Consider the following 23269-nt stretch of genomic DNA (forward strand, 5'->3'; position numbering starts at 1 on the left):
ATGTGACAGGAGAAGGTTTATCCTGAGGGGTAGAATATTCTCATATTGGCTTATTTTTAAAAATGGTGATATAGCCTGATTAAAAAATCAGGATTTACTTATTTAGTCATAAAGAACTTAGGCTTTAAAGCCCTACACGGAAGAAGAAAGGAAAATTCCTTATACAGCATATATAAGAAATTAAGTTAGGGAAACATAATTTCTTTTCTCTCATTTTGCGATCTTACAAATATTAGCTTTTATAATTGTAGTATTTCTTTTCCAGGTTTTATCAGATCTACAATCAATAGTCACCTTAACAAAAGTTTTATTCATCCTATTATAAATAGATGCTAACGATGGCCTTGGAGCACTTTACAAATTACAAACATCAATCTTGGAATATATCTCCAATATTGCTCCGCAGTCCATCGCAGGGATAAGTTTCTCAACTTCATCCACAACACAATCACCTATGAAAATTCTTATAACACTTTACCATTCTTGTCTAATTCTTTGAGCAAAATATATTTTTGTTTAAAAGCCTTTAAAGTGGTGCACTTACTTCTGATAATTAACAAGCATATATCCATTGTTGATACTGTTGATCGTTAAATATTCTTGGAATTTATTTGGAAAATATTTTCACAAATATCAATCCCTTGCTGTACAATTTTAACCAAATGAAAATCACAACCATTTTTTCTACTGCCTTGTTGTAATTTGTCGCTCCGAATTGAGCTTCCAGTAATCAGGTATTGCCCATCTATGGTAGTCGTAAGCTGACTTAGAAAATTCTGAGTTGAGGGTTGAATATCATTCTGTCTCTCCAATTTTTTTTCCTGAGCGCATACGCTCAGAAAAGTGCATATTGTAAATGCACTGAAATAAATTTTTCTCATTTTTTATGATTTTTCGGTGTGAAATTACAAATTGTTGTTAATCTGCAATATGGGGAAAACTCCATATTTATAGATGTGACTTTTACGGTAGATTCACCTTAAGATGATACAATAGACTCCTCATTAGTTTTATATTAAATTATGCTATATCTAAGAACCGATATAAAAGCGAAAGGCACGGAACTGAAATCAATCTGACAAAGAGGTACTGCGAAGAACCCTGTATCCAGAAAGACTCAGCCCGCGCCCGTATAGGTACACGGGCGTAAGTCTATCTCTTTTGGATACATTTAGAAGATTCGCAGTTTTCTTTGTCCAAATTGATAGCTTACGCTTTTTTATCGTAAAAATTATGAACCAAAGCTAATGTTTTTTTTCATAATAAAAAAGTAACCATTTTACGGAAATCCGTAATTACATTCTGTATTTTATTTTTAGATTTGTTTGTTTATGGAAAAAGTATTTTCATAGAGCATAGTTCATTAAAGCTTAGTAATTATGGATATGAATATTTAAGCTATATAATTTTAGAGGCTTACAAAAATTATTTGATGATGAGTTTCTACCTTAGAAAAACTATAAAAGAGTTATTTAACTAAATGCACTATGAAAACACTGCTGTTAATATTTTTACTAGCCCCAGTTTTTTACTTCTCACAACAGGATGCCAATGGTTGGTACTATGTGGGTTCAGGAGTTGATGGAACAAAGACTTACATCAAAAACCTTGAACAAAAGAATTCGGATACTTTTAACGCATGGATAAAAATGGTTTTACCTCCGAAAAAAAATAGAAAAGGTATAACAATCGCCGGCGGTTATACTCTACAATATTGGACAGCTTATTGTAGTGAAACTGAATATTCAGTTTCTGATACTGCCTTGTATAACTCTAAAGGAACACCAATTGAAACTTTTGACAGATCTTATGAAGGTATTAAAAAGGTAATTCCTGATTCTGTAGCCGAAGGAATAACGACTATAATGTATGACACTGGAAAGATGATCCAAAATTAAATAATAGAATCAGTTGCAATATTAGTCTGTCTTTCCCGCAAATTTTTTTTATGTATTTAACAATTGGTTAAGCATATACCTTTATCATTTTGAGCAATCTTAATAAATAGTCCAAGACTCAGATATAAATAAACCTAATGACAACATCAGCTTAGTTACTGTTGTTATTACTTTTAATCATATTTTTTTGGTAATTTAGAGAAAAGATAGGCTTATTAGAATTATTCTTAATATTAACTCATTAATGCTAAAAACATATTTGTATTAACTCTCAATACTAAATAGTATTTTTCTTAAATTTTATTATTTTATCGGACATTTCTCCTTAGCTCAATGATGATATCTTTAAGATTGTAATTTTCCAAATTTTCTGGCTCAAAATCTTCAGGAAATATTACTGATGCATATTGCCACACTTCTAAAATTTCTTCCAACGCAATATCATAAGGCTTATAAAAAGAATTATCAGAACTCACACTTATAGCTTTTCCACTCTTGCCGATAATCTTTGTAAGAAATTCCATCATTGAGTGTTATGAAAATGTAGCTCTTATTTTGTTTTAAATCATTAAAACTTTCTACAAATTTCCCAATGATGTAAGAACCATCTTTAAATGAAGGCATTGAATCTCCCTGAGCTGGAAAAGCTCGATATTTTCCGTGGGTCAGAAATGGAAATGAAATTCTCTCTAAACTTTCAATATTCCGGGTCGCTGTATCCGAATAAATAACCCATTGAGGTTTTTTGAGGTACTATTTTAATACTATTATTCCCCAATTGGTCGACAACTACCGGCAAAACTATCCTGTTATCTGAAAGTTGCAGAATTTCTTTCATTGGATATTTTCTAATATCAACGGAAACAAGAAGGTCAATACTTACATGAAAAAGCTTAGAAATTCTGATTAGAATTTCTATGGATGGTTCAAATCTTCCGTCCTCATACGAAAAGTAACGGGAACGCGAAAGCTTTAAGGCATCTTCTAACTCGTGTTAAGTTTTTTCTTTTTTGATTCTTAAAAGCATATGTTATATGGGTTTCCGTGCTAAAGAATTTTAAAATAGCCTCCCAACTATGTTTGACTGATTGAAAAATATTCCTTCCATAAGACCCCATATCTATGAATCTCTTTTGATTAGAGCTACTATATGAAAAATAACTTAATAACTTCGAAACAATGCAAAAAAGATTCAGCTTATAAAAGAAATAGCTGTATAATTTTTAATATCTAATAGTGTAGTTAAATACTACATCTTCATATATGTATACGTGTAATTTTAAACTAAACATTCCGAAAAAATATTTTTTTAAAATAAATATACATTCAGTAGTATGTAATTTTATTATTTGGTAATTTGTAAAAAAACTATTCAATTCATCCATTGTTTTCCCTATTAACTCATCTTCAGATATTTGGACGCTTTGACAGGCGTCATAGAAGTAATATTTTTTATTATTCATATCAATTTTTTTATGAAATCAACTTAACTCTTCGTATTTCATTTAAAGAATACTTGTTTATACATACTCTATAAAATTCATAACGTTTTTATATTTTGTGCTTTCTATATATTCTAAAAGGAATAGTAACTTTAATATGATTTAACTATCATTACTTCATAATCTAGGTCATTTTCATACTACAACTTTCAATCATAGAACTACTGACTATACTTCTATAAGTATGGAAATTATAAATAGCTTGGAAAGATATTATAACATTTCTATTCCAACTACACTATCATAATGAAAATTGCTGAATTTAAAATATTGTCTGAACTAAATCCAACTTATCTAAAGAAATTATATCATTTATCTACCTCTTACTCTTTATTTACACGTTGTTACAAAATTTTGGTATAAGACAGTTCTAAACTAAGAAAGATGTGACCATTACTACATCGAGAAAATTTGCTGAAAATTCCTCACTGAAATAGGATTTAACGTCTTTACTAAACATCTAAATTATATAGATTACTTTATTACCTTTTTTTAGCAAAAGAAAAGAACCTACGCTAACAAACAAAATAAAATTGACATATTAATTTAAAATAATGCCAATACGAATTCACCACGCGGTTCACACAGTTTACGGAATCTATTAATGTTATTAAATGCTTTTAGAGATCATTTAATAATAGTATAAAAGGATACTATTATTATTTTTGCAAAATATCGTTCATACTAAAGTTACAAGAGGTAGAGAAAACAAAAGGTTAAACTCTATAGTTAGTTAACTTTATCGCTACAAATGTATTTAATTACAGCAGAAAATAAAGTGGTGATGTAAGAATTATTTCTGAAGAATGGAACAAAATTGTCCATTTTTTAATATTTCATTAGAGGCTAGTTACCAAGAAGATAAAATTAAATATGGGCAGGTGTTGAAATTATCCCTGTTAATGACAATATTCTTTGAAATAACAGACCAAAAAGGATTTCCTATTGTTCAGTTTGACATTCTCTCTCAAAGAGGTTTAGGGACCATAAATGACACAGTCAATCTCATAAAAAAAGACCAGAGGTATTACTGTAGATATTAAAGATACCGCCTTATCCAAGAATGAGAAAAAAGCAAATGAATTTTTAGCTGAAGGAAAAACAATCGGCTGCTTCTATATCGAATCTCCGGCAATGCGAGGGTTACTAGAAGATTACAATGTGGAGATTACAGAACATTAGTGGCTACTTCATCCATCATCTGCCCAGGAGTTGCACAAAATGAAATGATGCAAGAATACATATTCATGCACAATTATCCTGATAAATTTGAATATTTTCACTCTGTATTTGAAGAGCATTTGAAAGAAACTTATGATATCATGGTATATCAAGAAGACGTGATCAAAATCGCTCAGTATTTCGGAGGTGTATCCTTAGCGGACGGTGATATTTATGCAGAGCTATAAGCGGCAAAAGTCGCTCCATCAAAAAGCTTAGACAAAAATGTCAGGGGGGGAGAATATCCAGCCACCTTGCGTTAACATAAGTGAGTATCAAACCATACTGCAAGATAAAGACATTTTTTTAGGTTTGATGCTTCTGGAAGGACTGGAAACAAGAAAGCACATGGAATTGTTGAAGAACGCGAAACACATGGTAGATACAAATCTTTACAGGACTTCATAAGACGTATTCCTGTTGGCCTTGAAAAAATCCAAATATTAATTTTCATTGGAGCATTTCGTTTTACTGGTAAACCTAAAGATGAGCTACTGGTGGAAGCTCGGTTATTACTGATAAATTTTAAAACAGGATATAGAGGAATTATGCTTATTGAAGAGCCCGTTCAGGAACTTCGACTTCCTGAATTGAAAAGAGAGCCATTTGAAGATGCTTCTGACGAAATTAAGTTGACTGGATTTCCCGTCTCATGCAGCACGTTTGATTTATTGCAAACTAAATACAGAGGGTCTGTTTTCGTAAAAGATTTACTACAATATCATAAAAAAGTGAAAATGCTTGCATATTTGATTTCAAGAAAACATGTTCCGACAAAAAGAGGTATTATGTACTTTGGAACCTAGATTGATGTTTATGGTAACTATTTTGATACAGCTCATTTTCCTGACAGTCTTAAGCAATATGATTTTCAGGGTGGAGGATGTTACCTGTTACTAGACACCGTTGAAGTTGATTTTCACCTACTATTACCATTCATCAGATGGGTAAAATGCCGATGATTCCTGCCCCAGATATGTTTATGATAAAGAAAAGCAATATTATATACATAATTAGCATCAAAGAAGATGTGAGTATGCCCCATAGAAAGCCATATACTCAGGAACATGAAATAGGTTTACCGAGACAAAAATTTAATTAACCGTAAACTTTCCAATGTATCTGTAATTTTATAGATCTGAAAATCAAGCATAATATGTCTGAACCTTGTATTCTTCATTTTTTATTGCATTCCTTTGTAAGATTTTTTCTGCATTCTGAAAAAGCTTATCCAGTTGATCAGCTGAAAGTGTGTCAACTGATGTTTTGTGCTTTTCATATTTTCGAATTTCAGCATTGATTGAAGAAGATTTGAATTTGATATCATTCAGTGTTTGGAGAACTTCAATGATTTTATTTTGAGCATATCAGAAATAACAGGATGTGCTTTGTCTGTCATTTTCAACAAGGTGTCTTCAACTTGCTCATTAATTTCCTCATGTGGGAAGTAATATTCAAAAATATTTCCGATTTTTTCAGTATTTTTATGAGATCGAATTCTTTCAATTTGTAACAAAGCATCCTGAAGATTTCCGGAGACGTAAGGCTCCATTCTACCAAACTGATTGGATCGTTCTTTAATTTCCCCAAAACCCTATTCATATTTTTGTGAAAAATATCCTGAAATATCCTGAGACTGTTTGGAAACATTTTTCTTTAGAATGATGATATCTGTTCCGATCTTAGTTCCGGCAAGGCTCCAGCCGGGAGCCTGAATGCATTTTTTATCTCGGCTCCGCTTAATTTTTTCTGTCTGCTCAACCAACCGGAAGGAAGTACCATTGCTAAAATTCCACTGTCTTTGAGAACATCAAGGCTGCGTTTGACGAAATAATCTTCGTATTTAGATAAAGAGGGTTCTTCTCCTAATCCTTTGTAATAAGTCCTGTGTTCTACATATGGAGGATTCCTATAATAAGATCATACTTATCTTTAAATTCTTTCGGATTATTTTTAATTCCCGTCTCACCTATAAATTCCGTTTCAAATAAGCACAGGTTAATGTCGGTTTCGAGATGAAAAATTTTGGTAATTTTTGCTCTGATTTCGTTGATTTCAAACGCTTTTAGATTACCCTTTATCCCAAGAGCTTTGGCTGCATAAACAAAGTTTTCTGTTCCGATATTCGGTTCTAAAACCTGAATGCGTGTTTTTCCGCTCAACTCCTCTCTGGTGAGATTCCCAACGACATCAACAATGCTGGAATTGGTATAGTATTCATCAAGTACTCCCCTACTCTTTTTATCAGTACCACCGGATTTGAACTGATCGCAGATGTTCTTTAAATTATCGGTAATAATAAGATTTTCCTTGAGCAGGACTTTCCTGTCATTACAAATAAAGCAGGCAGCGGAAACAACTTCCTCAAACTGTTCATTGGTGATTTTTTGATTTTGTACTGTAAAATTAGAGCATTTAATTCATGTACCCTCTAGCTGAATCTAATAATCCGGCGATGTAATATTCTCCTTCTTCATTTTCTCGAACATCATTTTGTTGTGGACTAATTGCGAATCTTCCTGCATGTCCTCCTCCCTGATTGTTGCGCTCTGCGTCTGCATCTCCATTTCCAGCATTGTTGCCGCCCACTGCTTGTCCTGGATCGTTATTTCGGTCTTGGAAGGATTGGCTTTCCTCGAAAGATTTTCCAGTACTTTGTCCAGATATTCCGGACTCCACGTGCTTAGTTTGGGAAATTCTTTGGGATCTAACGGTGGTATTTTCATCTTTTGAAATATTTGATCTGTTAAAATTAGTGATTTTCTGCTCATTGTTAAGTTTGTTTATCAAATAATGATTCAGTGTGCTGTTTCCGGATTCTGAAATGCTTACAATAGACGAATGTCCCGAAGATTCTTTCCTTCAAAAAGCTCCGAAACCTTTTGGATTGTATCATTTCCATTAGCTTCACCACCCATGCACAGCATAAGTTTTCCGTCAAAGTACTTGTACCGATCAAATAATAAATCTATATTTTCCGTAGAATCAATGTGATTAATATTCTTCTATTCTTACGGTTTCCATTTCAAAAGACGAAGAAACAATAGGGTATCCAAAGCATTTTCAACAATTACCATCTCATTTTAATACCTCTTATTTCAGAGATACCAGATATGCCAATTAAGCTATGATTTTCCGGATATAGAATTTCAAATCCACCGGAATGAGTTGGTATTGCTACGCCGAGATATTTTTTGCCTTCATACTGATAATAAATCTGGGCCGTATTCTGATGAATAAGATTTTTTGAAATCCCTTTTTGTTCAAAATATTCGGTAAACTTATATTTATTAGGACTTAGCTGGCTGATGATTCTTGCAGAAGATTGATTTTCTATAGGGTTAGAGGATTCCTGTTTCGGATAATCAGACATATGATTACTTTTTTTTCCTGCTTTCAATAAAGCGGTTAAACTTAAAAATTTCTTCAGCTTCCAAATCCCAGTTCTTTCGCGGAATTAGCTGCATGGACACAAAAATGTCTTTCTGTTTATCATAAGAATCTATCCTTTCAATTCTTCCGTTATACTCATAATCAACACCTTTGTAAAAGGAATAAGGCAGAATGGTATCGGTGGGATAAATGTAATACCGGGTATAGTTCCAGGGAGAGTTAATTTCAAAACGCTTATAATGCTTTTTAAAAAGCACGGTATCGGTTAGTTTCCTGCGGTTCCTGTAATTAAGGATCGGAACTTTCGAGAAAATTGCTCCGGCTGCTTTGGCATAAACTGAAATTGGTTTTTGCTTTTTTTGTATCTCTGACATAACAACTGATGTATGATCATTTTCCAAATCATAAAAAACTGAGTCTTTGATGAAATAAGTTGCCTTCGTTACTTCAGGAAATTCCAATTCGGGAACCATTTCTATAATCGAATCATGTTTATAATTGAGCTTTGAAATGTAAAAACTCCGCATGTTTTCCAAGCCTTTCGAGGCATCGAAATACACATTGGAAATAATGTCAATCCCTCCTTTTTCAGATGGAGTTTTTTCCGTGCACGACAGCAATATTACTAATAGAGAAATAATTGAAGTAAAAAGATTTTTTTCATATAAAGGTATTAAAAAAAGCGATAAAAGATACTTGTACCACTTTGTTATGGGTTTTAATAAATATCAATCTAAATTCCTCTGGACCAATTCTACTCTCTTACATTGCCTTTCTCATGCTTATTCTCATTTTCCAGCCCTTGCAATGATTTGTTAGTGTTAATGCGGTTCATGTCGTTGTCGTATAGATTTAGATTTTTGTACTGAGGGTTTAGAACGGCTTTTCCTTCGATAACCTGGTCATCAAGTTCAAATTTCACTTTGACAATATTTCCTTTTTCCAATGATTTAATCGCTGCAGTTTTGAATTCCGGCTTGTCAAAAACTAAGTTGGATTTTTCAACAATTTCTGCCGTATTGATTCCATAATTTTTGTAGAAAGTCTGGAAATGATAATTACCGTACTGATTTTTTACTTCTTCAAAATTCAACTTTACAAAAGCAGGCTCATAATCCAATGTATACCCTATATGCTCTACAGCTCTTTGAAATTTTTCATATTGACTATAAAATAATTCACCGTTATCAATATTACTATAGTAATTAGTCAGTTCCTTTAGCGCATCAGTGATTAAGTGCTCGTTATCAAACAAATCAATCTTGTGATGGAATAAATTTTGAATTTCTTCATTTGGAAAAATGAGTTTTTCAGGATGTTTTTTGCTTTGTCAAGAATACTCTTTAATTCATTTTCTTCAAAAGCAGTAATAACATCTAAATCAGAATGATTATTTGGATTATTTTGGTCTAACTTGGATCGTTCGTTTTTCATCTGGATTTTCTTGTTTAAATAAATGAATATCAGACAAATTTGATTAATAGGAATCAGTAAACCTATACAAGTTGTAAGGTCAATACTAAAGAAATCCTTCTGATTTATTGCAAACTTATAACGTAAACCTAAACAAAAGGACTAATTGCTTGATTTTCAAAATTTAATTTAACAAATGCGCAAAATATATCAAAATAACATAAAATTTTTGTAGCGAAGTGCATTGTTTAATTTAAAAGCATTTCAAAAAGTAAATATGTCTTTTGCGACAAATTAATTATATTTTGATAATCAATTATTTAAAATATCGCTTATCCTAAACTATGTTTTAATATTTTAAAAGTAGATTGTTAAATCGGGCAAGCTTCCATTCTAATTTATTCTGCGTCATAACACGTTTATTTATATATTTAATCATATTCACAATCCACACAAACGCATTTTAACACCAAATATACGTCGTTTGGGTTTTTTTTTTATTAAAGAGAGTAATATCAACTATTTTTAAAAAAATTACAAATTATTATTAATAAATAAAATATGAGAGCATTAGTTTTAAACAAGTATGGAGTAGATTTTGAACAAATAAACCTGCCAATACCACATGTAGAAAAAAATGAAGTATTAGTTAAGATTTATTCTAGCGGAGTTAATCCTATTGATAATAAAATTCGTATAGGAAAAGCTCCTTATGCTACTCCAAATTTACCCGCTATTTTAGGAACAGATATGGCAGGAGTAATAGAAGATGTTGGAGAGGATGTTATTAACTTTAAAAAAGGAGATGAAGTATATGGCCTTGTGGGGGGTGTTTTCGGTTCTGGCGGTACCTTAGCTGAATATGTGTCAGTAGATGCTAACCTTATAGCAAAAAAGCCAAATAATTTAACATGGAAAGAAGCTGCCGCTGTTCCATTGGTAGCATTGACGGCATGGGAAGGTATAAAAGATAGAATTAAAATCCAAATTGGAGACAAGGTTCTAATTCATGGTGGAGCTGGAGGTGTTGGACATATGGCATTACAATTAGCAAAAATTGATGGTGCGGAGGTATATACAACAGTATCCAACGAAAAAAGACATATAGTGGAAAAATTAGGGGGTATTCCTATAGACTATAAACAGGAAACAATTGAAGATTATATATCCCGTTATACAAAAGGAGAAGGTTTTGATGTTATTTATGATACGGTAGGGGGAGAAACTTTAAACGAATCATTTCAAGCTGTAAAACATTATGGAAATGTTGCAAGTTGTGTTGGATTTGACTCTCACCAAATGGCTGCACTTTCGTTCCGTGGAGCAAGTTTCCATGGGATTTTTGTTTTAATTCCTCTCCTAAAAGGAATTAAAAGAAATCATCATGGTGAAATTTTAGCCAAAATTTCAACTATGATTGAAAGAAAAGAAATAATTCCAATGCTAGATCCTAGGACATTCAGTCTTGATACTGCTCTATTTGCTTACAAAGCAGTTTGGGATGGTTCATCCTGCGGAAGAATTGTAATAGACATTCAATAATTTGTTCTTTTTATTCGGAACAAATTGACTCAACTTACTAGTTGGCTCATATAATATTAGCCTGATTTCGGGATAAGCAATATTTTAAATAATTGATTATCAAAATATAATTAATTTATCACAAAAGACATATTTACTTTTTGAAACGCTTTTAAATTAAACAATGCGACATTATAAAAAATTAATCCTTTTGTTTAGCTTTGCGTTTTATCAAAGCTTATCCCGAAGTCAGTTTAAAATGGTTATTCTTCATCCTATCATTTTTAATCCCAATGAAGAGTATAAACTAAATATAATCCTCAGTGCTATTGACTAACATACATTACTTTCAAAATTAACAAAAAAAGAGATCTGTAGAAAATCTGAACAGATTATTACAGAATCATTTGAGAGATACCAGATATGCCAATTAAGCCAGGGTTTTCCGGATATAGAATTTAAAATCCACCGGAATGATTTGGTATTGCTACGCCGAGATATTTTTTCCCTTCATACTGATAATAAATCTGGGCCGTATTCTGGTGAATAAGATTTTTTGAAATCCCTTTTTGTTCAAAATATTCGGTAAACTTATATTTGTGTGGACTTAGCTGGCTGATGATTCTTGCAGAAAACTGATTTTCTATAGGGTTAGAGGATTCCTGTTTCGGATAATCAGACATATGATTACTTTTTTTTCCTGCTTTCAATAAAGCGGTTAAACTTAAAAATTTCTTCAGCTTCCAAATCCCAGTTCTTTCGCGGAATTAGCTGCATGGACACAAAAATGTCTTTCTGTTTATCATAAGAATCTATCCTTTCAATTCTTCCGTTATACTCATAATCAACACCTTTGTAAAAGGAATAAGGCAGAATGGTATCGGTGGGATAAATGTAATACCGGGTATAGTTCCAGGGAGAGTTAATTTCAAAACGCTTATAATGCTTTTTAAAAAGCACGGTATCGGTTAGTTTCCTGCGGTTCCTGTAATTAAGGATCGGAACTTTCGAGAAAATTGCTCCGGCTGCTTTGGCATAAACTGAAATTGGTTTTTGCTTTTTTTGTATCTCTGATAAAACAGCTGATGTATGATCATTTTCCAGATCATAAAAAACCGAGTCTTTGATGAAATAAATTGCCTTTGTTACTTTAGGAAACTCCAACTCGGGAACTATTTCTATAATCGAATCATGTTTATAATTGAGCTTTGAAATATGAAAACTCCGCATATTTTCCAAGCCTTTCGAGGCATCGAAATACACATTGGAAATAATGTCAATCCCGCCTTTTTCAGACAGAATTTTTTTCGTGCAGGACATCAACATTACTAATATAGAAATAATTGAAGATAAAAAGATTTTTTTCATATAAAGGTATTAAAAAAAGCGGTAAAAGATACTTGTACCGCTTTGTTATGGGTTTTAATAAATATCAATCTAAATTCCTCTGGACAAATTCTGCTCTCTTACATTGCCTTTCTCATGCTTATTGTCATTTTCCAGCCCTTGCAATTGTTTATTGGTGTTAATGCGGTTCATGCCGTTGTCATATAGATTTAGATTTTTGTACTGGGGGTTTAGAACAGCTTTTGCTTCGATCATCTGGTCATCAAGTTCAAATTTCACTTTGACAATATTTCCTTTTTCCAATGATTTAATCGCTGCAGTTTTGAATTCCGGCTTGTCAAAAACTAAATTGGATTTTTCAACAATTTCTGCTGTATTGATTCCATAATTTTTGTAGAAAGTCTGGAAATGATAATTACCGTACTGATTTTTTGCTTCTTCAAAATTCAGCTTTACAAAAGCAGGCTCACTTTCATTAGATTTAGGATTAACAAATTCAGTTTTTACAGAACGTCCTTCTAAAAGATTCAGGGCTTCTTTTACTGTAAAGAAAGCCTCTTTTGACACTCTGAAATTTTGAACAAGAGATTCTCCTTTTACATTAGTAAGAATTGCATCGTATGAGTTCAGGAAAATTCCACCTTTTTCAGTTTTGTTATAATTTAAAGTATAATCCATCTTATTTCCTGGCAGTGTTTTGTCTGATCCTGTTTTAAGATGAAAATATTTTTCAGTTGAATCAATTCCTTTCTCCAAATCTTGGTGAAGCTTTTCATCTTCTCCGAAACCAAGGTATTTTAGTTGCTTTTTTAAATACTCGGTTTGATCAAATTCCTTTTGTGTTGCCATAATCGATGGGGTTTGTAAGTTAGTGTTGTATTTATCTGAAACTTTTTCAACTGTCTGTAAAATATTTTCAGGGTATATCATTTGATAAAGCATAATCTGCTCATATTTATCAATCGGTCTTAGATTGATCGGTACCGCGTCAAGATCATAATCCAATGTATATCCTATATGCTCTACAGCTCTTTGAAATTCTTCACATTGACTATAAGTTAACTCACCATAATCAATGTTGCTGTAGTATTTAGTCAGTTGCCTTAGCTCATCATTGAGAAAGTCCTCGTTATCAAACAAATCAATTTTGTGATAGAATAAATTTCGAATTTCTTCATTTGGAAAAATGAGTTTTTCAGGATGTTTTTGTGCTTTGTCAAGAATAGTCTTTAATTCATTTTCTTCAAGCGCAGTAATAGCATCTAAATCAAAATGGTTATTTGGATTATTATTTGGGTATAACCTGGATCGTTCATTTTTCATCTGGATTTTCTTGTTTGGATAAAAGAATATCAGACAAATTTGGTTAATAGGAATCAGTAAACCGATACGATTAGTAGGGTCAATACTAAAGAGTACCAAATTGGACTAAAAAATACCCCTTAAGAGGTAATGTACTACAAAAAAGAGGTTGTCTCAAAAGGATAGTCTCTTTTCATGCCATGTTGAGAAAAATGTTTTTTTCAGTTTTGTAATTAAAAAAAGAAATATAAAATTCAAAAAAGAAGTCTTTTTTAGTCTGCACTTTACATTTTCTTGAGATTGTGGGCAATCGCGAGTATACCAATTTCTACCTTGACTTTATTTTTTCCCCGAAGCAAGAATCGTTTAAATTTTTGTTATGTTTGAGCTCGGCAAAACAGGTTCAACATCATGATACCTTTGTCTTTTGAGTTTAATACCTTTGCTCTTAGTAAGAAGTTTAAAAACCTTCACTCTAATTTTCGACAGTTTGAAATTGTTTTGTGAAGTGGTTACTTGTCCTGATTTTTGGTCTTTTCTAAAATAGTTTTATTTAATATAAGCCTTTATCTTCTTAGATTTAATACGTTATAATTTTCTTATGAGCCATAATCGGCATCGACAACTAGCTCTTTAGGAACTTTGTGACAATCCTCTTCAAATTCCTATAAATGAGATTTTAACGTTTTGGCATCTGTTGAATTGGGATGAATTGAATAATGTAAAATGAATTGTTTATTGGTAGAAATTTGAAGAATGTAAGCTGGTTTTCGCTGTCTGTTTCGCATATAATCCTCCTTCATCCACATAAAGGTGGCATCTGTGTCGGTTTTGGAATAAGAATTTCTTCCTTCCAGTATTTGTTGTTTACTGTATTTATCTAAACAATTTGCCCAATTTTCTTACTATAATTCATTTTCTAGCGGACTTTTGAAGGTACCTTTTTATCTTGCAAACCTTATTGATCTTTTCAATGTTTTGAGTTACTTTTTCAGAATCGATCTCTTGAAAATCGATATTTTCTTTATTTTGAAGTTCATCTTTGGTCACTCCTTCTGCATAATCCCATAGTTCTTCCAGCTGCTGAGCGATCCTTTCTTTATGTTTTTTGATGGCCATTCCTCAAACAAAACTATAGCGGTTGGTATTTTATTCTATCTTGATACCGTCCACAAAAGTGGTTTGCAGGCTCACCAGCCCTTTTTCAAAAGCAAAACGATTTGTGTAAAAAGGCTTTAATCTCACCTTTCAAGCGTTCACTGTGAAACCTGTTTAAGATATTATAATCTAGGCGGCTCATGGCCGAAAGCCACATGAAATGAACATTTTTTCAAGGTCTGTTCCATTTTGCAGCTTGAATAGATATTATTCAAATAACCATACATTAAAAACTTTCAAAAGCATTTTAGGATGATATACAGAGGTTCCGCCGGATTTGTAGGTTTGATAAGGTTTTTAATATCAAGGTCATTAATAATGCCTGTAACAATTCTAATAAGATGCTTTTGATCTATGAACTCAAATAAATTCGGAGGAAAAAGCAAGTTTTTTTGGGTTTGTAGTCCTTAAAGACTATTCTTGATTTAATAAACATACAGCAAATTAATTAATTTGCAACAAAGGAAAGCTTTTGCTTTCCTTTGTTGCATAAAAGAGGCTATCTATTTTGAGACAACCTCACTTGAAATCTGATTCGCACTGAATTGTTTCTTTTTCATAACATATACTCCTAAGTTTAAACTTTTTGTCTAAATTTTAGTTGTACAATTTACGGCGGAGTTTACAACAGCAATTCACCAATAAAATTATTTAATAGCAATTAAGTCTATTAATTCTATGCTAGGTTCTTTTGCTAAAAGTTCGGATGCATTAGCCATCAAAGTAGTAGCAATTTTACCCTCTAAGTGAATCTGACGTTCCTCAGTAGTTTCAAATGTGTCAAAGATCCCATATGTTGAAGGGCTCAATTGTGTTGCATACCATTTTATAGTACCTACTTCTTCTTTTGCAAGAGGTAATGCTGATTTTAAAAAGGCTAAGACTTCTTTTTCTTTACCAGGTTTAGCTTCAAGTCGAGCTAAAATTGCAAATTTCTCTGTTTTCATTTTATATTGACGTTATTTTCAATACAAAAGTAATAAGTCCATTACCAAATAATGGTATCAAAAGGTACACAGTAGAAAAAAATAAAACTTTAATCATATTGCGATAAAGTTTTACTTTTCCATTTAGTTCAAACTGCTTTAAGATCCTGGAAATTACAACTCGTGTTGTCCCTAATTCGTTAGCTAGCTGCTGGTGAGACATGGTAACATAATTTTTAGGGTGTAAAGATCCTTGTTGTTGCAGATATTCTAATAATCGTTTGTCTAAATGATCAAATACTATACTTTCATAGTTTACTAATAACTCATCATACCTTTGTTTAAAAGTTCGGATGACAAATTCATTCAACGAATTATATTCACGCTGCCATTGATATATAAATCGAGTTGGAATAATCAATGCTTCTGTTGTTTCCAATGCAATGGCTTGAGATGTGCTTTTTAGATTAAAAAAACCGGCAGAGAGAGACATTATACAGGTTTGATAAGGCTCAACATAATAAAGTAATATCTGCCTAAGCTCTTTGGTTTGAAAAACCCTAAGTTTCCCGGTTAAGACAATTGGTACAACTTTAATATATTCATCCTCTCTTACAACAATGTCATTTTTTGCAAAAGTTTTAATTTCACAATGTTCAGCTATCTTTTTTCGTAGTTCTTGCTCTGGAAAAAGCTTATAAAACTTATTTAATTCAATATCTAACAAAATTTATATTTTATTCTTATTTAAACATTATTGTCTGATAAAAAAATCTCCGAAAACTTTTAAAATAAAAATGCAAATTAGATTTGTAATAATCTAAATACGATGAGTAAAAGTAAGCATTTTTCTAGAAATTCATTTCCGGACTGATTTGTAATAATCTAAATACGATGAGTAAAAGTAAGCATTTTTCTAGAAATTCGTTTCCGGGCTGATTTGTTGGACATCAAAATAAATGATTAAAAATTTTTAATGTACTTATCTGAATACACCAGCACAATTAACCGTATTTCAATTGCTAAAGAAAACACAGCTATTTAACGCAGGAATCGTTGCCGGACCTCTACTAGTTTAAGTATGTTTCGATTTTTACTATCATACTATCTTTAATAATGACAATTTCACTATTGCTTTTTTTCTTGAATTCTATCATTTCTTCATAACCTTTTTCAAATCCTTTTACAATTTTATTTTGCTTTTCAATTTTGGTTTCATTTGTTATAATAACTTTTAATTCATTAAATTTTTCTTGATTGTAAACGTTAATTTCTTCATAAAAATTCTTTTCGATAATTAACTCGTGTTTCCCTTGTGAATTATCAAAAATTAAAATTTGATCTCCAATTGGAAGATATATATTAAAACCTACTATGTATTCAGAATAAGTTAATTTTTATTTTGTTCAACATAATTCTTCCTGCTTCAAATGTCCTTTTTCTGGCTGAAAAGGAGATAATCTTTTTGCTATTTCATCAGCATTTACAAATTCTTTACATTCAAGAATTTCAAGTATGATTGTAAATGCAGCCGCAGTTTTTCCAGCACCATTACAACCTGCAAGTATGTAAAGATTCTTATTATTTCATAATGAAAAATTTAAAATTTATTTCTCATTTCTTAAAACTATTTCAGAAGGTTGGCAGTTGCTATACTTTTTGGAGCTTTCCCATATAAATTTTGCCTCAAAATAGTTGCAAGTTCCCAACATAATAATGATAATGCATTTAAGAGCGTATCAAAAAGTGTAGGCAATTTATGCAGTAACTTTATTTTCTTTATAGTTTCACGACTGTTTCTAAGGTGTCACGTTCAAATGGCTGCCATACTTCCCCATCGAAATAATAATACCCTACAAGGGTCATTTTAGCTGTTTTCAATGTTGTATTTCCGATATCAAGCCCTTCTGTTACATAAACAATTGTTCCTTTCTGATCAGTATTATAGAGTGAATCTTTACTTTTTACCTCTGAACCTTTTAAACGGGGGGCAATAATCCCGTCAGGTTTTGTAATATCAACAGTATTTTTCATGACATCAAGTGTAGCTTTAGGACTGTTTGTATTGATGCCTACCTGTCCCTGAACTGAGACTCCAATAAGTGGAAGAAACAAATAAATTATTGTTTTCATTCTGTTCTTTGTGTTTAGTTTCTACTGCAAAATTGACGCATCAAAACCATGAAAACAATAGTACTCAAAGCCGCTGGATTACATAAGACTACTTTGGATTAGTCTGGAATAAGAATAGATTAAATAAGAATGAATTGTTCTAATTTGGATTTATATACCTCTCAATAAATAAAAACAAAAATACAAGTTCCGCTGTTTTTTCCCCTTTTTGCAAAAAAGCAAGAGAGTCTTAGTTCCTTAAAATTTTGAAAAAATTTGTGGGTACAAAGACACATCTTGCTTAATAAATGAGCTAAATTTTTGAGAGTTCTGAAAAGGAGATATCGGAGTTACACTTATTTCAATAAGATATTGATTGTCAATGCCAAATTTTGTAAATCATATTTTGAGAGTGTAAAATAAATACGTTGTGTTATTTTTTACAGTTCATCTTTTAAACCTTGTGTTATTTTTTACACGCTAATCACTTAATCTGATATTGTTTTTTATAAATCAATACTTAAATTTTATAATGTTTTTATATGCTATAAAAGTTGAACCAAATAGAAATATTGCATATATTATTTTTTTAATACTAATGCCAAATTTATTTGTCCATTAAACGATATATTTGATCTATCAATTCGACACTATCTGTTTTTTTGTAGATTGCCTTTTATGATAAGTACTGAACCATCGGGCAATGGTAGTTTCTGGTCTGTCCAAAACTTATATATGCAATATAAAATATTTACTATAATACCTGCACTTATCTCAATACTATACAACGGAATCACTATGGCAATGATACAGATTTAACAGAATAGTACTGAGCTTGCAGACACATTCCTTCTCAATTCTTTATTTTTTAAAAAAGTAACTTGGCAGTCTTAGATTGTTAGCTTTTTATCATCTTCATAGTCGTTATATTTTAAATTAAATATCAAGCCATCGATTGTGGAATAACGACTATCTTATGCGTAGGCTGTTCCTTTAAAACAGTACTTAATAATTTGTTTCTGAGCAGTTAGGTTTCTTTTGTTCAGGAAATTTTACTTATACTCTAAAACCTCTTTTGTAAATTCATAAAATTCTTCTGCATGAGTTTATCAAAAATGTGTTTTTATTTCTTTATTTTCATATAGCTCCAAAACTTCAGCTCGTTTATTTAGAGAAAAATACAAATTTACTAAACACAGATTAACAAGCAATTAACATATAATTAGATCAACTATCCTATATGTACCAATTCAACATTTTGCCCTCCCGTTCTTATTATGGCTAGTTTATTAGTAGCTATAACTCCTGAAATACTAGTATATTAGTAGATCAACCCAATTTTATGTTTTTGCCTGACATTGCAAGCCAGTTATTTACAGTGTAAACAGTTGCTGCATTGGAATTAATAATTTTCTACCAAATAGTTCCGTCAAAATAATAATAACCTGCATCAGTGATATTGGTAGTTTTAGTAGTTGATGAAGGCACGGAGGCTTAATATAAACCAAACTTCCTGTCTGGTTTGTTCTGTACTGCTCATCAGCAGGCATAATCAGGTCTCTTGTAAATCATGGAATAAATTACCCGTTCCATATGGGGATTTGGCAGAACATCCATATCAGCTTTTGGAGCAGTATCAATAAATCCTACTTATGAAAATACAACTCCTGTTAAAAGCAAACCTGTTGTTAAAATAATTTTCTTTTCCATTTTTTCTATTTCTAATTTTTGATAAAATAGGTATGTTGTAAAAGTATTTAATATCCGGTTGATTAATAAAATTATTACATATAGATAGAATATCTGAGGAATATGCAAAACTGTGTGTGTTTATAATCACATTAAAAAATACAGTTAAAATATATAACACTAAGCATTATTACTCGATTCAATTACGAATGATTTAAGCAATTTTCAATATAGTCAGAGTATTAAATTACAACAATATTGATTTCAATCATATAGACAAAATTTTATTTTATTTACATTTACATCGCAATATTATTAAAAACAAACTAACATGAATTCTATTTTGATAATCATTTCATTATTTTTTTCACTAAATATTGAAAAATCACCAAATGAAAAAAAACCAAAAGTTGACTATTTATTAAAAAAATCTGAAACATATCTATCAATTGATAATCTAAAATCTTTAAGATATGCAAAACAAGCAAGCTTGATAGCTGAGAAAACAGGAAATTCCCCAAAAAAAGCAGAAGCATATCTTCATATTGCGAGGTGTACACAAACATTGGGGACATATAAGGAAAGTCTATATTATATAGAAAAAGCTTTAAAAGAGCATGCCGTAAAAAATGATTTCATTCTAAATGCGGAACTTAAAGAAATAAAGGCGACTAATTATGGGATGTTACATTTATATCAACAGGAAATAATGGAATATCAAGAAATCATAGCAATTATCGCTAATAAATCTGATTTAAAATCACAGAGATTAAGCGCTAGAATCTATACTAAAGTTGCTTCATACTACCTAGAAAAAAAAGATTATGGCAATGCAAAAAAAACAATTAAAAAATCATTCAACCTGTACAATAAAATATTAAAAAAAATTCCTATTAAAACTTCTGAAATTTCAGATCTATATAATATTGAAGGATATATACAACTATATGATAAGGTGTATGACTCCGCATATTTTTACTTCAATAAAAGTTACAATCAAGCAAAAATAGGAAATGATTCAAAAAAAATGTATATTCAACATATTTCGTTTGGTGATTACTATTTTCATTTACAAAACTTTAATAAATCTATTGAATACTATGAAAAAGCTATTAATGATTTGCAAAAATATAACATTGATGATCCAAATTATCAAGAAGTGTATAAAAATATCTCGTCTGCATATTCCAGTCTTAATGACAAACAAAATAGTGCAAAATATTTAAATAAATACTACAGTAACCTTGAGAAAATACAAAACATGAACATGATAAACTTTCAGGCAGCTGTAAATACAATCTTAAAAGGGGAATTTAATCAAAAGGAAGAATTAAAAACCCAAAATTGGGTGGCAAATTCCTTTATTACATTATCATTAAGTACATTATTAGTATTTAGCTATTTAAAATACAAAGAAATAAAAAAAAGAAAAAGGATAATTATATGTGAAAAGGACAATTTGTTACTTATCCAAAAAGAACTTATAGCAGCAAAGGATTCCTATACTAAAAAATTAGAAGAAAAATTACTTGTAACTCCAGAAGAAATCATGAACCTTGTAAAGACAAATAGTCCCTATTTTCTTGATGAATTTAAAAAATTAAATCCGAATTTTCATAATATATTAGAACATATAAATCCTAGCCTTAATAATGGAGAGCTCACACTACTAGCTTTTATTTTTTTGAATTTATCTTCTAAAGAAATAGCATTATATACTTTTAGATCTTACCGTACCATTCAAAATAGGAAATATTTATTAAGAAAAAAACTTGGATTAAATAAGGAAGATGATCTATACATCTGGTTAAAAAAACAGGTTAAAAACTAACTATCTTTATTTCGAATTTTAAGGCGAGCTTACGTTCCAGCTAATTTTACCGGCATTTACCCCATATTAATAAGCTTGGTAATTCTTGCTTTAAATAAATTATGCTGTAATTCGGGTTTTAATTTTCTTAACACTTTTGCAATGCTTTTTACAAATAATATATACTAATTTGAAAATCAAAATATTACATTATTTTTTAAAAAAGAATGACTAAATAATTCTGATTCCTTTGACTTTAAATCTAATTTTTACTATTTTTAAACATAGACAATGAGAGCAGTAGAGTTTTTTACTTTTATCAAAAATTTAAACTATTGTAATACTCTAATTATTTTCAAAAACTTATAATACATTTGGAAACAGAACCTGTAATAGAAGAAGAAACAAAGCTTAGTGAACAAGGAAAAAATAGTTTGAAGAAGATAGATTTTCAGGATACATTTTCGACTACCAACCATATAAATTCTATAGAAGAAATATCAAAAAAAATTTTTGAATATTCCCCTTTATGGATCAAGACCCTTTTCTCAATCCGCAAATTTTTGACAAAAATGATAGGAATAGAAACACCAAAAATAAGAGAGGATAATTCCCAATTTTGTGTTGGTAGCTCTATTGGGAATTTTAAAATATATAGTATTGTACAAAATGAAATAATAGTAGGGAGAGATGATTCTCATCTTAACTTTCGTGGTATCATAACAAATCATCCTGATCTTAAACAGTACAATATTAAAGTGACGACTTTGGTTTCATATAAAAATATAAAAGGGCATATATATGTTTTTTATATCTTATTTTCATAAAATAATAACAAAAAATATGCTAAAACAGGTTTATCGCTTATAAACTCAATTTAACCGAATTTAGTAATCTTTTTATTTTCAAAAAGTATATCAGTCATTTTTCTATCTGAATAAAGGAAAAATCCAATCCCAAGGTTTATCATCTAGGGATACGATATATGTTATTTATAATATTTCCATAGTTAAAGCAGCAAACACGCTTTAAGTGTGTGTATTTTTAATTCTAACTCCTTCACTCTCTTGCTTCGATTGCCCCAGTTACACAATGTGGCTCTGCTAATACGTAGCTACTGACAAGTTCTATCAAAATACTTGAAATGTGATTGCCATTGAATTTTTTCTTTTTCATAATCTACTCCTAAATTTAAACTTTTTTTCAAAATTGTAGTAGTACTATTAAGGGTATTTTACCTTGGAAAATAATTAAATAAATCTACCTGTCAAATAAAAGGTAAATATCATTTAAGTACTATAGCTAAATGCGTATTATGATTATTAGGTACTGTAGCAAAATTGCAGAATCTTCCCAAATGCTTTTATAAATGTCATAACGTACATTGCTATTTCTACAAGTGGCGAGCAAATGGTACTTTATGCTAGTAGAACAGTACATTGAAATCAGATGAATTATATCGGTCAAGGCAAAGCAAATATCCCAAGCCTTTTATCCAATAATAATCAACCTGTTACACATGATGCTTTTTTAACTTTGGAAAAAAGGGATAGATGGGAATAAGAAAGTTAAAGGTCGCTAACCTCATGTGAATACAGATACTACCACCCTTGTGTGCAGAGTGGTAATCAGTGTGGTTAATAAATTTATTGAATGGTTGGGCAACAGCAGGTAAAGTCTTTGTTGATTTATCTTAACATAGAAAGATAGAAATCCCACTTTATAAGATTGTATTTATGAACTGGGAAAAGCTGCGATATGGGTTTAAAGTTGAAATGTCATCACGACCTCCTAGTGAAAAAAGGGATGCTACTGTCAAATTGCGATGGTTACCGAACTGAGTTTCTACACATTAAACTTCCTTAGAAGGCACGACAAAGACTATGAAAAGACACCAGAAAGCCAATAGTATTAAATCTTAAAACAAAATTCTCACTATCAGTCTACACAAAAAACTAACAATCAATTAGTTATTTT

Annotated in this window: 19 protein-coding genes and 5 pseudogenes; 7 read left to right on the top strand and 17 right to left on the bottom strand. The window is 30.8% G+C overall.

Annotated elements, in window-relative coordinates; translation table 11 throughout:
• The first annotated feature begins 1487 nt into the window (after positions 1–1487).
• Entirely contained in the window at positions 1488–1898 is a 411-nt protein-coding gene (locus CLU97_RS00240; protein ID WP_121486192.1) for a hypothetical protein, read from the top strand.
• A gap of 308 nt (positions 1899–2206) precedes the next feature.
• Here the strand turns inward: CLU97_RS00240 and CLU97_RS23880 are convergent, their stop codons facing one another.
• On the bottom strand, positions 2207–2425 hold the full coding sequence (locus CLU97_RS23880; protein WP_228437420.1) for a hypothetical protein: 219 nt from the start codon (positions 2423–2425) through the stop codon (positions 2207–2209).
• 170 nt (positions 2426–2595) lie between these two features.
• A pseudogene (locus CLU97_RS23885) lies at positions 2596–2829 on the bottom strand (XRE family transcriptional regulator); the annotation flags it as partial.
• Between the two features lie 1609 nt (positions 2830–4438).
• On the opposite strand from CLU97_RS23885, the pseudogene CLU97_RS24300 reads away from it, so the two are divergent.
• From CLU97_RS24300 to CLU97_RS24270, 3 genes and pseudogenes are all read left to right on the top strand, one after another.
• Positions 4439–4809, top strand: a pseudogene (locus CLU97_RS24300) (hypothetical protein).
• A 165-nt stretch (positions 4810–4974) separates the two neighbouring features.
• Positions 4975–5052, top strand: a pseudogene (locus CLU97_RS24265) (hypothetical protein); the annotation flags it as partial.
• 117 nt (positions 5053–5169) lie between these two features.
• A complete protein-coding gene (locus CLU97_RS24270) occupies positions 5170–5427 on the top strand; it encodes a hypothetical protein (RefSeq protein ID WP_317125969.1) in 258 nt (85 codons plus the stop codon).
• A 521-nt stretch (positions 5428–5948) separates the two neighbouring features.
• Here the strand turns inward: CLU97_RS24270 and CLU97_RS00255 are convergent.
• From CLU97_RS00255 to CLU97_RS00280, 8 genes and pseudogenes are all read right to left on the bottom strand, one after another.
• Positions 5949–6173, bottom strand: coding sequence for a hypothetical protein (locus tag CLU97_RS00255; protein ID WP_121486193.1), 225 nt, complete (start codon positions 6171–6173; stop codon positions 5949–5951).
• Between the two features lie 42 nt (positions 6174–6215).
• The gene (locus CLU97_RS23505; RefSeq protein WP_183084483.1) at positions 6216–6386 is read right to left on the bottom strand and encodes a hypothetical protein; all 171 of its coding nucleotides are present in this window, start codon (positions 6384–6386) and stop codon (positions 6216–6218) included.
• A gap of 32 nt (positions 6387–6418) precedes the next feature.
• A pseudogene (locus CLU97_RS24305) lies at positions 6419–6469 on the bottom strand (hypothetical protein); the annotation flags it as partial.
• A gap of 44 nt (positions 6470–6513) precedes the next feature.
• Positions 6514–6783, bottom strand: coding sequence for a hypothetical protein (locus tag CLU97_RS00260; protein WP_121486194.1), 270 nt, complete (start codon positions 6781–6783; stop codon positions 6514–6516).
• A 279-nt stretch (positions 6784–7062) separates the two neighbouring features.
• Positions 7063–7392: a hypothetical protein gene (locus tag CLU97_RS00265; protein WP_147436381.1), complete on the bottom strand. Its 330-nt coding sequence runs from the start codon at positions 7390–7392 to the stop codon at positions 7063–7065.
• Positions 7393–7691: 299 nt separating this feature from the next.
• On the bottom strand, positions 7692–7994 hold the full coding sequence (locus tag CLU97_RS00270) for a hypothetical protein (protein WP_147436383.1): 303 nt from the start codon (positions 7992–7994) through the stop codon (positions 7692–7694).
• A 4-nt stretch (positions 7995–7998) separates the two neighbouring features.
• Entirely contained in the window at positions 7999–8541 is a 543-nt protein-coding gene (locus CLU97_RS00275) for a hypothetical protein (RefSeq protein ID WP_228437422.1), read from the bottom strand.
• A 227-nt stretch (positions 8542–8768) separates the two neighbouring features.
• A complete protein-coding gene (locus CLU97_RS00280; protein WP_183084484.1) occupies positions 8769–9269 on the bottom strand; it encodes a hypothetical protein in 501 nt (166 codons plus the stop codon).
• Between the two features lie 719 nt (positions 9270–9988).
• Here CLU97_RS00280 and CLU97_RS00290 point away from each other — a divergent pair.
• Positions 9989–10969 (top strand): zinc-dependent alcohol dehydrogenase family protein, encoded by a 981-nt coding sequence (locus tag CLU97_RS00290; protein WP_121486199.1) that lies wholly within the window; start codon positions 9989–9991, stop codon positions 10967–10969.
• 437 nt (positions 10970–11406) lie between these two features.
• On the opposite strand, the gene CLU97_RS00295 is transcribed toward CLU97_RS00290, so the two are convergent.
• The 7 genes and pseudogenes from CLU97_RS00295 to CLU97_RS00335 all read right to left on the bottom strand — a co-directional run bounded on the left by CLU97_RS00295 (position 11407) and on the right by CLU97_RS00335 (position 17814).
• Positions 11407–11631, bottom strand: coding sequence for a hypothetical protein (locus tag CLU97_RS00295; RefSeq protein WP_147436385.1), 225 nt, complete (start codon positions 11629–11631; stop codon positions 11407–11409).
• Positions 11632–11635: 4 nt separating this feature from the next.
• Positions 11636–12316: a hypothetical protein gene (locus tag CLU97_RS00300; protein ID WP_121486201.1), complete on the bottom strand. Its 681-nt coding sequence runs from the start codon at positions 12314–12316 to the stop codon at positions 11636–11638.
• 69 nt (positions 12317–12385) lie between these two features.
• On the bottom strand, positions 12386–13618 hold the full coding sequence (locus tag CLU97_RS00305) for a hypothetical protein (RefSeq protein WP_121486202.1): 1233 nt from the start codon (positions 13616–13618) through the stop codon (positions 12386–12388).
• A gap of 263 nt (positions 13619–13881) precedes the next feature.
• Positions 13882–15191: pseudogene (locus CLU97_RS24310) on the bottom strand (transposase).
• 211 nt (positions 15192–15402) lie between these two features.
• Positions 15403–15702, bottom strand: a complete 300-nt coding sequence (locus CLU97_RS00320) for a putative quinol monooxygenase (RefSeq protein WP_121486204.1) — start codon at positions 15700–15702, stop codon at positions 15403–15405.
• 1 nt (position 15703) lies between these two features.
• The gene (locus CLU97_RS00325) at positions 15704–16408 is read right to left on the bottom strand and encodes a Crp/Fnr family transcriptional regulator (RefSeq protein WP_121486205.1); all 705 of its coding nucleotides are present in this window, start codon (positions 16406–16408) and stop codon (positions 15704–15706) included.
• 1052 nt (positions 16409–17460) lie between these two features.
• On the bottom strand, positions 17461–17814 hold the full coding sequence (locus CLU97_RS00335) for a hypothetical protein (RefSeq protein ID WP_121486206.1): 354 nt from the start codon (positions 17812–17814) through the stop codon (positions 17461–17463).
• Between the two features lie 1999 nt (positions 17815–19813).
• On the opposite strand from CLU97_RS00335, the gene CLU97_RS00340 reads away from it, so the two are divergent.
• On the top strand, positions 19814–21313 hold the full coding sequence (locus tag CLU97_RS00340) for a transcriptional regulator (protein WP_121486207.1): 1500 nt from the start codon (positions 19814–19816) through the stop codon (positions 21311–21313).
• A gap of 353 nt (positions 21314–21666) precedes the next feature.
• Positions 21667–22119 (top strand): DUF2867 domain-containing protein, encoded by a 453-nt coding sequence (locus CLU97_RS00345; RefSeq protein ID WP_183084485.1) that lies wholly within the window; start codon positions 21667–21669, stop codon positions 22117–22119.
• The last annotated feature ends 1150 nt before the right edge of the window (positions 22120–23269 follow it).

Origin of the sequence: Chryseobacterium sp. 7 (assembly GCF_003663845.1) — a bacterium.
Classification (GTDB): domain Bacteria; phylum Bacteroidota; class Bacteroidia; order Flavobacteriales; family Weeksellaceae; genus Chryseobacterium.